The organism is Citrobacter amalonaticus, from assembly GCF_037053465.1.
In the GTDB taxonomy this organism is placed as follows: domain Bacteria; phylum Pseudomonadota; class Gammaproteobacteria; order Enterobacterales; family Enterobacteriaceae; genus Citrobacter_A; species Citrobacter_A amalonaticus_H.
In genome coordinates, this window is record NZ_JBALIF010000001.1 from 361,522 (window position 1) to 373,846 (window position 12,325).

12 protein-coding genes are annotated in these 12,325 nt (G+C 54.9%); 9 read left to right on the forward strand and 3 right to left on the reverse strand.

Annotated features, from left to right (window positions below):
- Nucleotides 1-4: 4 nt before the first annotated feature.
- The 6 genes from WB371_RS01700 (at nucleotide 5) to WB371_RS01725 (ending at nucleotide 5,717) form a co-directional block, all read left to right on the forward strand.
- Nucleotides 5-1,267, forward strand: coding sequence for a DUF1116 domain-containing protein (locus tag WB371_RS01700; RefSeq protein ID WP_336218395.1), 1,263 nt, complete (start codon nucleotides 5-7; stop codon nucleotides 1,265-1,267).
- A gap of 100 nt (nucleotides 1,268-1,367) precedes the next feature.
- Nucleotides 1,368-2,195: a DUF2877 domain-containing protein gene (locus WB371_RS01705; RefSeq protein WP_336218396.1), complete on the forward strand. Its 828-nt coding sequence runs from the start codon at nucleotides 1,368-1,370 to the stop codon at nucleotides 2,193-2,195.
- On the forward strand, nucleotides 2,152-3,090 hold the full coding sequence (allS, locus tag WB371_RS01710) for an HTH-type transcriptional activator AllS (protein ID WP_336218397.1): 939 nt from the start codon (nucleotides 2,152-2,154) through the stop codon (nucleotides 3,088-3,090). Before WB371_RS01705 ends, allS begins: the two co-directional genes overlap by 44 nt.
- Nucleotides 3,091-3,212: 122 nt before the next feature.
- Nucleotides 3,213-4,073 (forward strand): small-conductance mechanosensitive channel MscS, encoded by an 861-nt coding sequence (locus tag WB371_RS01715; protein WP_336218398.1) that lies wholly within the window; start codon nucleotides 3,213-3,215, stop codon nucleotides 4,071-4,073.
- Nucleotides 4,074-4,224: 151 nt separating this feature from the next.
- Entirely contained in the window at nucleotides 4,225-4,860 is a 636-nt protein-coding gene (gene argO / locus WB371_RS01720) for an arginine exporter ArgO (protein ID WP_336218616.1), read from the forward strand.
- Between the two features lie 116 nt (nucleotides 4,861-4,976).
- Nucleotides 4,977-5,717, forward strand: coding sequence for an oxidative stress defense protein (locus WB371_RS01725; RefSeq protein ID WP_336218399.1), 741 nt, complete (start codon nucleotides 4,977-4,979; stop codon nucleotides 5,715-5,717).
- A 196-nt stretch (nucleotides 5,718-5,913) separates the two neighbouring features.
- On the opposite strand, the gene ettA is transcribed toward WB371_RS01725, so the two are convergent.
- Nucleotides 5,914-7,581, reverse strand: a complete 1,668-nt coding sequence (gene ettA, locus WB371_RS01730) for an energy-dependent translational throttle protein EttA (RefSeq protein WP_336218400.1) — start codon at nucleotides 7,579-7,581, stop codon at nucleotides 5,914-5,916.
- A gap of 211 nt (nucleotides 7,582-7,792) precedes the next feature.
- Here ettA and sltY point away from each other — a divergent pair, with 211 nt between their 5' ends.
- Entirely contained in the window at nucleotides 7,793-9,730 is a 1,938-nt protein-coding gene (gene sltY, locus WB371_RS01735; RefSeq protein ID WP_336218401.1) for a murein transglycosylase, read from the forward strand.
- Between the two features lie 56 nt (nucleotides 9,731-9,786).
- Nucleotides 9,787-10,113: a trp operon repressor gene (gene trpR, locus WB371_RS01740; protein ID WP_336218402.1), complete on the forward strand. Its 327-nt coding sequence runs from the start codon at nucleotides 9,787-9,789 to the stop codon at nucleotides 10,111-10,113.
- 87 nt (nucleotides 10,114-10,200) lie between these two features.
- Here trpR and yjjX read toward each other — a convergent pair whose 3' ends face one another.
- Entirely contained in the window at nucleotides 10,201-10,716 is a 516-nt protein-coding gene (gene yjjX / locus WB371_RS01745) for an inosine/xanthosine triphosphatase (protein ID WP_336218403.1), read from the reverse strand.
- A 49-nt stretch (nucleotides 10,717-10,765) separates the two neighbouring features.
- Between yjjX and gpmB the strand changes: the two genes are divergently transcribed.
- Nucleotides 10,766-11,413: a 2,3-diphosphoglycerate-dependent phosphoglycerate mutase GpmB gene (gpmB, locus tag WB371_RS01750; protein ID WP_336218404.1), complete on the forward strand. Its 648-nt coding sequence runs from the start codon at nucleotides 10,766-10,768 to the stop codon at nucleotides 11,411-11,413.
- On the opposite strand, the gene robA is transcribed toward gpmB, so the two are convergent.
- Nucleotides 11,410-12,279 carry an MDR efflux pump AcrAB transcriptional activator RobA gene (gene robA / locus WB371_RS01755; protein ID WP_336218405.1) on the reverse strand — a complete coding sequence of 290 codons (870 nt, stop codon included), beginning with the start codon at nucleotides 12,277-12,279 and terminating at the stop codon, nucleotides 11,410-11,412. The genes gpmB and robA overlap by 4 nt on opposite strands.
- Between the last annotated feature and the right edge of the window lie 46 nt (nucleotides 12,280-12,325).

Consider the following 12,325-nt stretch of genomic DNA (forward strand, 5'->3'; position numbering starts at 1 on the left):
CGATATGTATTCATCAATTGCACAGGCCAACGAAGCCATTATTGAACGAATTAAAGCCGCTCGCCCGCACTGGGTTGCTGTTTGCCCGGCAAAAGAGGCCGTGGCGGAATTGTCCTCTGGACGTAAATTACTGCATGCTGGTCCACCTATTGCCTGGGAAGAAATGACAGGGCCTATGCGCGGTGCCTGTATTGGCGCATCGCTGTATGAGGGGTGGGCGGCCAGCGAAGACGAGGCGGTGGCGCTACTGAACCGGGGGGAAGTGGAGTTTGTCCCGTGTCATCATGTGGGGGCCGTGGGGCCGATGGGCGGGATTACCTCGGCCAATATGCCTGTGCTGGTGGTGCGTGATGTTGTGCACGGCAATCAGTCCTGCTGCAACCTGAACGAAGGGATCGGCAAGGTCATGCGCTTTGGCGCATACGGCGAGGATGTGCAGACGCGTCTGCGCTGGATGCGAGATACGCTGGCGCCGGTGTTACAGGATGCCCTGTCCCACATGGAGAATGGCGTTGACCTGACGGCAATGATGGCGCAGGCCATTACTATGGGAGATGAGTTTCACCAGCGTAATATCGCCGCATCGTCGCTGCTGTTGCGTACCTTATCGCCGGTAATTGCGGGCCTGGATCGTCCGAAAGCGGAAATCATTGAAGTACTGCAATTCCTGAGCGTCACCGATCAGTTCTTCCTCAACCTGGCGATGGCTTACAGCAAAGCGGTGATGGATGCGGCGGCGGTGATTAAAGCAGGCTCTATCGTGACGGCAATGACGCGTAATGGCCGTGATTTTGGTATTCGTGTCAGTGGTACGGGCGATCGCTGGTTTACCGCGCCGGTAAATACGCCGCAGGGCTTGTTCTTTACCGGTTACAGTCAGGCAGATGCCAACCCGGATATTGGCGACAGCGCCATTACCGAGACGCTGGGCATCGGCGGCGCGGCAATGATTGCCGCACCCGGCGTGACGCGTTTTGTCGGCGCTGGCGGTATGGGCGCGGCACTGGAGACCTCCGAAGAGATGGCGGAAATTTACCTCGCGAACAACCCGTTATTCCAGATCCCGTCCTGGGATTTCAAAGGCGCATGTCTGGGACTGGATATTCGCCGTGTTGTGGAGACAGGGATTACGCCGCTGATCAATACCGGTATTGCACACCGTGAAGCGGGAATTGGTCAGGTGGGTGCCGGGACAGTTCGCGCCCCGCTGCTCTGCTTTGAAAAAGCGCTGGAGGCGCTGGCGGAGGAACATCACATCACCGCGTAGTTAAATTGCCCGGTGGCGCTTGCGCTTACCGGGCCTACAGACGGGCATCGGTTGTAGGCCGGATAAGGCGAAACCGCCATCCGGCATATTGGAGCAAACCATGGTCACCTTCAATGCGCTGGCCTGTGCAGGACTTTACCGACTTCCTGACGGTGAGTGGACGTTGCACAGTCGCTTCTCGCAGGCGATCAATTTCATCCACGCGAATGGCGAATTACTGACGCTGTACCGCTACGGGAAAGGTATGGGGCCGACCGGCCTCCTGCTCAGTCATTCGTCATTTTCTCGTATGAACGCAGTTTCGCGCTTGCACAAATTGGGGAGTCGGTTGAGTGGGCAGGGCGTGGCGCTTCACGCTCGCCGTGAACTCAAATTGCGTGTGAGGGCTGCGGCCATCGCGCCTGTCGATCTTTCTTCTTATTTTCAGCAAAGTGGTCTGGGCGGGGCGCTTAATCAACCGCTCAACACGATGACGTGTTATGCGGAAATCATTGCCGGGCTAAACCGCTGGGGAGCTGGCTTCACTCCTGACTGGCGTTGGCTTATTGGGCGAGGCCCGGGACTGACGCCCAGCGGCGACGATATGTTGACGGGAATGCTGGCGGTCTTTGTGGCGACAGGGATGCCGGTTCACCGTTTTTTACCCCCGGCGGATCAACTTGCCTTGCTGACAACTTCGGTAAGCTGTAGCTATCTTAATAGTGCCCGACTGGGCGAGTTTTCTACGCCAGTATTACGTGTGATGTGTGATTTACAAACCGGACAAGACGCAGACCGGGGACTTCGTCGCCTGCTTGCCGTCGGGCACACGTCCGGTGCTGACATCGTATCAGGCATCGCGCTGGCGCAGCATTGGTTACGGACGGTTGACTCAAGGGGATTGCATGCTCGATCAGGAAACGATACGCACATTTATTCGGGTGGCTGAGACCGAGAGCTTTTCCCGGGCAGCCAGTTCGCTGCATAAAACGCCTGCCGCTATCAGCTACCGCATCAAAACGCTGGAAGAGCAGGTGGGAACGCAGCTTTTTTTACGCACCACCCGTTCTGTCAGCCTCACGCTGGCTGGTCAGCATCTGCTTGAGCATTGCCGCCAGTGGCTCAACTGGCTGGATGCTATGCCGGATGAGCTTCAGCAAATCAATGCTGGCGTTGAACGCCAGGTCAATATCGTTGTGAACAATTTACTGTACCAACCGCAGACGACGGCCGATTTACTGACGTGGCTGCATCAGCAGTTTCCTTTCACCCGTTTTCAGATTTCCCGCCAGGTTTATATGGGCGTGTGGGATTCGCTGCTGTATGACGATTTCCAACTGGCGATTGGTGTGACCGGTTCAGAGTCTTTGTCGAATAACATTTCGCTGCTGCCGTTGGGGGACATTAGCTGGCAGTTTGTGGTGGCGCAGAATCACCCGTTAGCCAGCCATCCTGCAATGGTGCTCTCCGATGATATGCTGCGCCGCTATCCCGCCATCAATATTGAGGATACTTCGCGCACCTTGACCCGGCGAGTGGCCTGGTTGTTAAGCGGACAAAAGGAAATTAAGGTTCCGGATCTGAGCACCAAGCTGGCTTGTCATTTAAGCGGTTTGGGCGTCGGCTTTTTGCCTGAACGTCTGTGTCGACCTTACGTGGAGTCCGGCGCGCTGGTGGCGCGTTCGGTGGTTAACCCGCGCCAGCCGTCGCCACTGTCTGTTGCATGGAAGAATGCCGGAAGTGGAAAAGTGGTTAGTGAGATTGCTGATATTTTCAGGCAGAAACATTCACTGGTGGAGGGATTTCTGCGCATGGTCGATCGCCCCGCAGAGCAGCAAAAGTAGCAATGTCCAGAATAGAGATCTAACGGAAATGGCGTATTCATCTATTTTTGTTTACCTTTAACAAGGTATTTTCGTGAGATTGATCTCATTTGCTCTGATTTGTTATGACCAAGGAACATTAAATGGAAGATTTGAATGTTGTCGACAGCATCAACGGTGCGGGAACCTGGCTGGTCCGCAACCAGGCATTGCTGTTGAGTTATGCCGTCAACATCGTTGCGGCGATTGCCATTATAATTGTCGGGATGATTGTTGCGCGTCTGGTCTCGAATACGGTTAACCGCCTGATGCTGGCGCGTCATATTGATGCAACGGTCGCCGATTTTCTCTCTGCGCTGGTGCGCTACGGGATTATCGCCTTCACGCTGATTGCTGCGCTGGGGCGCGTGGGCGTGCAGACCGCGTCGGTGATTGCGGTTCTCGGTGCCGCGGGTCTGGCGGTTGGTCTGGCGTTGCAAGGGTCGCTGTCTAACCTTGCCGCCGGCGTCTTGCTGGTGATGTTCCGTCCATTCCGTGCTGGTGAGTACGTTGACCTGGGCGGCGTTGCAGGTACGGTGCTTAACGTGCAGATTTTCTCCACCACCATGCGTACCGTGGATGGCAAAATCGTTGTCGTCCCGAACGGTAAAATCATTGCCGGCAACATCATTAACTTCTCCCGCGAACCGGTGCGTCGCAATGAGTTTATGATCAGCGTGGCGTATGACTCTGATATTGATAAGGTGAAACAGATCCTCACCCGCATTATCGAGTCGGAAGACCGCATCCTGAAAGATCGCGAAATGACGGTGCGTCTGAATGAACTGGGCGCGTCATCCATTAACTTCGTGGTCCGCGTCTGGAGCAACAGCGGCGATCTGCAGAATGTTTACTGGGACGTGCTGGAGCGCATTAAGCGTGAGTTTGACGCCGCCGGTATCAGCTTCCCGTATCCGCAGATGGATGTGAATTTTAAACGCGTAAAAGAGAGCGCGGCGGAATAACGCAGCCTTCCTGTCAGGCCGGATATCATGGTCCGGCCTTTTCCTCTCACATTATTAACCTGACTAATACCCGATTAAAACTTTCAATTTCCGCTAATAATGTCCCCGCGCTATAGTCTGCGCTTAAGAGACATTGTTTGGGATAATGACTGTGATATCGTACTATTTTCAAGGGCTTGCGCTTGGCGCTGCCATGATACTTCCGCTTGGCCCACAAAATGCGTTCGTCATGAACCAGGGGATTCGTCGCCAGTACCACATCATGATTGCGCTGCTGTGTGCCATAAGCGATCTGGTGCTGATTTGCGCCGGAATTTTTGGCGGCAGCGCCCTGTTGATGCAGTCGCCGTGGTTGATGGCGCTGGTGACCTGGGGCGGCGTGGCCTTTTTATTGTGGTACGGGTTTGGCGCATTAAAAACGGCGATGAGCAGCAATCTGGAGCTGGCCAGCGCGGAAGTGATGAAGCAGGGGCGCTGGAAAATTATCGCCACGATGCTGGCCGTCACGTGGCTGAATCCGCATGTCTATCTGGATACTTTCGTTGTGCTGGGCAGTCTTGGCGGACAACTGGACGTGGAACCCAAACGCTGGTTTGCACTCGGTACCGTCAGCGCTTCCTTCTTGTGGTTCTTCGGGCTGGCATTGCTGGCGGCATGGCTTGCGCCGCGTTTACGGACGGCGAAAGCGCAGCGAATCATCAATACGCTGGTGGGGGCGGTGATGTGGTTTATCGCTTTTCAACTGGCAAAAGAAGGGGTTGCGCATGTTCACGCTTTGTTCAACTAAGTGCCTGATTAGGTAAGCTCTAAGGGTTGTCTTATGGACATCACCATAATTCGCGCTAAGCTTGCCTGCATGCGCCCTAAAATTCAGGGCAACTTATGTAACATGGAGGAACGACAGTGAAGTTCAAAGTGATGGCCCTGGCGGCATTAGTGGGATTGAGTGCAATGTCGGTGCAGGCTGGTGAATTGCCTGACGGACCGCACATCGTGACTTCCGGAACGGCAAGCGTGGATGCAGCGCCGGATATCGCTACGCTGGCGATTGAAGTTAACGTCGCGGCGAAAGATGCGGCGACGGCGAAGAAACAGGCCGATGAGCGCGTGGCGCAGTACCTTTCTTTCCTGGAGCAAAACCAGATCGCGAAGAAAGATATCAGCTCTGCCAATCTGCGCACCCAACCTGATTATGACTACCAGAACGGTAAAAGTATTCTGAAAGGGTATCGCGCGGTACGTACCGTGGAAGTGACGCTGCGTCAACTGGATAAGCTTAACCCGCTGCTGGACGGCGCGCTGAAGGCGGGATTGAATGAAATTCGTTCCGTATCGTTAGGCGTCGCACAACCGGATGCTTATAAAGACAAAGCGCGTAAAGCGGCGATCGAGGATGCGATTCACCAGGCACAGGAGCTGGCAGCCGGTTTTAACAGCAAGCTCGGTCCGGTTTACAGCGTGCGCTACCATGTCTCGAACTATCAGCCAGGCCCGATGGTGCGGATGATGAAAGCCGATGCGGCACCGGTTTCTGCTCAGGAAACGTATGAGCAGGCGGCGATTCAGTTTGACGATCAGGTCGATGTGGTGTTCCAACTGGAACCTGCGGCGGATCAGCAACCGGCAACGGCTAAAGCGCAGTAAAATCTATCCCGTAGGCCGGATAAGACGCTTACGACGTCCTCCGGCAGTTTGCCCGATGGCGCTGCGCTTATCGGGCCTACCACGGCTAAAGCGCAATAATCGAAAATGCCGGATGACGCGGCGCTTGTCCGGCCTACAGATACGCGTCCTGTAGGCCGGATAAGGCGTTTTCGCCGCCATCCGGCATGACTAACAATTACTTTGAAATACGCTTGTACTTGATACGCTTCGGCTCCAGCGCGTCCGCGCCCAGCGTGCGTTTCTTATACTCTTCGTATTCGGTGAAGTTACCTTCGAAGAATTCCACTTTCCCTTCATCCTGGTAGTCCAGAATATGGGTAGCGATACGGTCCAGGAACCAGCGGTCGTGCGAGATAACCATTGCGCAACCCGGGAACTCCAGCAGGGCGTTTTCCAGCGCACGCAGAGTTTCGATATCCAGGTCGTTGGTGGGTTCATCGAGCAGCAGCATATTGCCGCCAACCTGTAACAGTTTTGCCAGATGCAGACGGCCACGCTCACCACCGGACAGTTCGCCCACGCGTTTGCCCTGATCAACACCTTTAAAGTTAAAGCGGCCAACGTAAGCGCGGCTTGGCATTTCGGTGTTGCCGATCTTCATGATATCCAGCCCGCCGGACACTTCTTCCCAGACGGTTTTGCTGTTATCCATGGCGTCACGGAACTGGTCGACAGAGGCCAGCTTGACGGTTTCACCCAGCGTGATAGTACCGCTGTCGGGCTGTTCCTGACCGGACATCATACGGAACAGCGTGGATTTACCCGCGCCGTTCGGACCGATAATACCGACGATGGCGCCTTTCGGTACGGAGAAGCTCAGATCGTCAATCAGTACGCGATCGCCGTATGACTTGCACAGATGGCTGACTTCAACAACTTTATCGCCCAGACGCGGTCCCGGTGGGATAAACAGTTCGTTGGTTTCGTTACGCTTCTGGTATTCGGTGTTGTTCAGTTCCTCAAAGCGCGCCAGACGGGCTTTGCCCTTTGACTGACGGCCTTTCGCACCCTGACGCACCCACTCCAGCTCTTTCTCAATAGATTTACGACGAGCCGCTTCCTGAGACGCTTCCTGCGCCAGACGCTGATCTTTCTGCTCAAGCCAGGAGGAGTAGTTGCCTTCCCACGGAATACCTTCACCACGGTCAAGCTCAAGGATCCAGCCCGCGACGTTATCGAGGAAGTAACGGTCGTGGGTAATTGCCACCACGGTGCCTTCGAAGTCGTGCAGGAAGCGCTCCAGCCAGGCCACGGATTCCGCATCCAGGTGGTTGGTCGGTTCGTCGAGCAGCAGCATATCGGGTTTTTCAAGCAGCAGGCGACATAACGCGACGCGGCGGCGTTCCCCCCCGGAGAGGGTGGCGATTTTTGCCTCCCAGTCTGGCAGACGCAGGGCGTCAGCGGCGCGTTCCAGTTGTACATTCAGGTTATGACCATCATGCGCCTGAATGATCTCTTCAAACTTGCCCTGTTGGGCGGCGAGTTTATCGAAGTCCGCATCCGGTTCAGCGTACTTTGCGTACACTTCATCCAGACCTTTCAGCGCGTTGACGACTTCCGCCACGGCTTCTTCGACAGATTCGCGAACGGTGTGTTCAGGATTAAGCTGAGGTTCCTGCGGCAGGTAACCAATTTTGATGCCAGGCTGCGGACGGGCTTCACCTTCGATATCTTTATCGATGCCAGCCATGATACGCAGCAGAGTAGACTTACCGGCACCGTTAAGGCCCAGTACGCCGATTTTTGCGCCAGGGAAGAAGCTCAGCGAGATGTTTTTTAAAATATGACGTTTCGGCGGAACGACTTTGCCGACACGATGCATGGTATAAACGAATTGGGCCACGTTGGACTCGCCTCTATATTTATCATGATGAGTTAGTGTTTTCAGAGGCGAAGTGTAGCCTTTTTCCCTCCTTAAGCCCAGCCAGCAGATCCTGGTCTCAGTAAAAGTAAAAAAGTGTTCACGACGTGGCGTAAATGACAATGACTGGTTAGCATAAAATCATTAGGCGGCATGAGGCTGCAATGACGTATCTTATTTAGAGGAAGAGCTTGTGGATAAAGCCCAACGATTTACCTGGCGTCTTCTGGCTGCCGGAGTGTGTGTGCTGACGTTAAGCCAGGCCGCGCGAGCCGATTCACTGGATGAGCAGCGTAACCGTTACGCACAGATTAAGCAGGCCTGGGACAACCGTCAGATGGACGTTGTTGCACAAATGATGCCGGGCCTGAAGGATTACCCCTTATATCCCTATCTGGAATATCGTCAAATTACCGATGATTTGATGAATCAGCCGACCATCACGGTCACCAACTTTGTGCGTGCTAATCCTACATTGCCGCCAGCGCGTACTCTGGAGTCTCGCTTTGTTAACGAACTGGCGCGACGTGAAGACTGGCGTGGATTGCTTGCGTTTAGCCCCGAAAAGCCGAGAACGACCGAAGCCCAGTGCAATTACTATTACGCGAAGTGGAACACCGGACAGGCAGAAGAGGCCTGGCAGGGGGCAAAAGAGTTGTGGCTAACCGGGAAAAGTCAGCCGAATGCTTGTGACAGACTGTTCAGCGTCTGGCGTGCGTCGGGCTCTCAGGATCCGCTGTCTTATCTGGAGCGGATTCGCCTGGCGATGAAAGCAGGAAATACCGGACTGGTGACGGTGCTGGCCGGGCAGATGCCCACGGAGTACCAGACTATCGCCTCAGCGGTTATAAAACTGGCGAACGATCCGAACAGTGTTATGACCTTTGCACGGACCACCGGTGCCACTGATTTCACCCGTCAGATGGCGGCTATCGCCTTTGCCTGCGTCGCCCGACAGGATGCGGAGAACGCGCGTCTGATGATCCCCTCGCTGGTGCAGGCGCAGCAACTGAATGAGGACCAAACCCAGGAACTCCGTGATATCGTCGCCTGGCGGTTAATGGGAAATGATGTAACGGACGAGCAGGCGAAATGGCGTGACGATGCGATTATGCGTTCGCAATCCACAACGCTTGTGGAACGCCGGGTGCGAATGGCGCTTGGTACGGGCGATCGCCGGGGCCTGAACACCTGGCTGGCGCGTCTGCCAATGGAGGCGAAAGAGAAAGACGAATGGCGCTACTGGCAGGCCGATTTGTTGCTGGAACGAGGACGCGAAGCGGAAGCAAAAGAGATCCTGCACGCGCTGATGCAGCAGCGTGGCTTCTACCCCATGGCCGCCGCGCAGCGTCTGGGAGAAGAGTACGTTCTGAAGATTGATAAAGCGCCTGACAATGTGGATAACGCATTGACTCAGGGGCCGGAAATGGCCCGTGTTCGTGAACTGATGTACTGGAATATGGATAACACTGCCCGCAGCGAATGGGCAAATCTGGTCACCAGCCGTACGACGACCGAGCAGGCGCAACTGGCGCGTTATGCATTTAATAAGCAGTGGTGGGATCTGAGCGTGCAGGCGACCATCGCCGGCAAACTCTGGGATCATCTGGAGGAGCGTTTCCCGCTGGCGTACAACGATCTGTTTAATCGCTATACCCGCGATAAAGAGATCCCGCAGAGTTATGCGATGGCGATCGCGCGTCAGGAGAGCGCCTGGAATCCGAAAGTGAAATCACCGGTGGGGGCCAGCGGGCTGATGCAGATTATGCCAGGGACCGCGACACATACGGTGAAGATGTTCTCTATACCCGGTTACAGCAGTCCGAATCAGTTACTGGATCCGGATACCAATATCAACATCGGCACCAGCTACCTGCAGTACGTCTATCAGCAGTTCGGCAATAACCGGATTTTCTCGTCAGCGGCCTATAACGCCGGACCGGGGCGCGTGCGCACCTGGCTTGGCAATAGCGCCGGACGCATCGATGCCGTGGCGTTTGTTGAGAGCATTCCGTTCTCGGAAACGCGTGGCTATGTGAAGAACGTGCTGGCTTACGACGCTTACTATCGCTATTTTCTGGGGCAGAAAGATACCCTGATGAGCGATTCTGAGTGGCAGAGACGTTATTAATCAGATGGGTTATGTTATGATTTGTACTCGTTCAAGAGTACAAACGGCGGCATAACATGACCCAGCAATCCCCTTATTCATCGGCCATGGCCGAACAACGCAATCAGGAGTGGCTTCGTTTTGTGGAGTTGCTCCGCCAGTCTTATGCAGAGGATTTGCATCTCCCGCTGCTACAACTGATGCTGACGCCGGATGAGCGTGAAGCATTGGGCACGCGTGTGCGTATTATTGAAGAGCTGTTACGGGGTGAAATGAGCCAGCGTGAACTCAAAAACGAGCTGGGTGCAGGGATCGCTACGATCACCCGAGGGTCTAACAGCCTGAAGTCAGCACCCGTTGAGTTGCGTCAGTGGCTGGAAGCGGCACTGCTGAAGAGTGCCTGATGGCGCTGTGCTTATCAGGCCTACAAAGCGATGATGCCCGTTGTAGGTCGGATAAGGCGAAGCCGTCATCCGGCAATCAGGATCACATTATTGGTAAATCGCATTATGAAACGGGCTTAATGCCAGAATTACCGCCTGGTGGTAGACGCTGGCACGCGTCAGTTTCCCGGCGGTAAATACGCCAATCGCCCCTTCTTTTCGCCCAATCTCATCGATGCCCGTGTACTGCGACATCACTGGACCAAGCGCTTCGCCCTGGCTGACTTTTTCAAGAATCGTCACAGGAAGCGGCAAGGTCGCAGAACGTGCTTCACCGCGCTGGTCGGCGCTTTCGATGACTACCCAACTGAAGGTCGCACCTTCATCAATACCCGCTTCGATGGCCACCCAAAAATCTGCATCTGGCTGCGCACGACGGGCATTTTCGACCCGATTCCGTGCGCCAGCACGCGTTTCAGCACTTCCAAAGGGCTGTTCCGGTACACCGCTATCGACGATCACAGACTCAATATGGCAGGATCCTTCACCGAAGATCTCGGTAAATGCCTGCAGAATCGCCTGAATTTTGGCGGGATTGGTGGTGGCTGAGACAACATGGTGCATAATTAAGCTCGATTTTGAAAAAACTCATCGCAGTATACGGAAAAAAAGCATGTTACAGGTATACCTTGTTCGCCACGGTGAAACGCAGTGGAACGCCGAGCGACGCATTCAAGGCCAGTCCGACAGTCCGCTGACCGCTAAAGGTGAGCAGCAAGCTATACAGGTGGGGGAGCGTGCGAAAAGTCTCGGCATCACCCATGTGATCAGCAGCGATCTGGGTCGAACCCGTCGCACCGCTGAAATCATCGCTCAGGCCTGTGGTTGTGATATCACTTTTGACGCTCGCCTGCGTGAATTACATATGGGCGTGCTGGAAAAACGCCATATCGATACCCTGACGGAAGAGGAAGAGAACTGGCGTCGTCAGCTTGTCAACGGGACTGTTGACGGGCGTATTCCCGAAGGGGAGTCGATGCAGGAGCTGGGCGATCGTGTTCATGGGGCGCTTGCCGCGTGTCTGGATCTACCGCAAGGAAGTCGTCCGCTGTTAGTCAGTCACGGCATCGCGTTGGGTTGTCTGGTCAGTACGATTCTGGGGCTTCCGGCGTATGCGGAACGCCGTTTGCGTTTGCGTAACTGCTCGATTTCGCGGGTGGATTATCAGGAAAGCCTGTGGCTGGCGCCGGGATGGGTTGTGGAAACGGCAGGGGACATTTCGCATCTGGACGCCCCTGCCCTGGATGAGTTACAGCGTTAACGGCGAATCGGAATCAGGAATTCGCAGCGCAGGTTGATCGGGCGGTCACCGGTTTTGGCATCTTCAGCCGGGTAGTATCGCTCGATATCCTGACCTTTGCGGCGCGTCAGGTTTAGCATCGGCATGCAGGTACCGTAAACGGTCAGAATAAACTCCTGAACGCCCGTTCCCAACCCGTCGTAGGTAAACATCACATATTCTCCACCCTGTAGCAGCACGGGGTGTGCCGATTGCACATAGCCATCGGCCTGTTCCTGAGGTAACGCGGTGGTGTAAAACACCTCCTGCTCATCATCTCTCTCAAGGCTGGGATGCGTTTCATTCAAACCGTAAAGCACTGGCGGAATGGTCGGCGCGTTGATGAGAAAATCGCGCCAGAACTGGATGCGCATCTCGTGGCGAAAATCGGAGATTTGCTCAAGTGAACATGAATAACTCTGGGTGACGCCAAGCAGACGTGTATCTTCCAGCGTGACAAACTTATGCTCAGGCATCGTAAACTCACCCAGACGCAAAGGAGGGCGAATACCGAATGCGCTCCATTCTGGTGAGCGACGATAAAGCGCGGGCGTCTGGGCAAACTGTTTTTTAAACGCGCGGGTGAAAGTCTGTTGCGAGTCGAAGCGGTACTGGAGGGCGATATCCAGAATCGGACGAGCGGTCAGCCGCAGCGCAACAGCGGATTTCGACAAACGTCGCGCACGGATATAGGCGCCAATTGCATGGCCTGTCACGTCCTTAAACATTCTTTGCAGATGCCACTTGGAATAACCCGCTTTTGCCGCCACATTGTCAAGCGACAGAGGCTGATCCAAATGACCTTCCAGCCAGATTAAGAGGTCGCGAATAATGCCGGCCTGATCCATAAAATATCCTCATCCTTTCAACTACGAGCATCTGACATCAGATAAT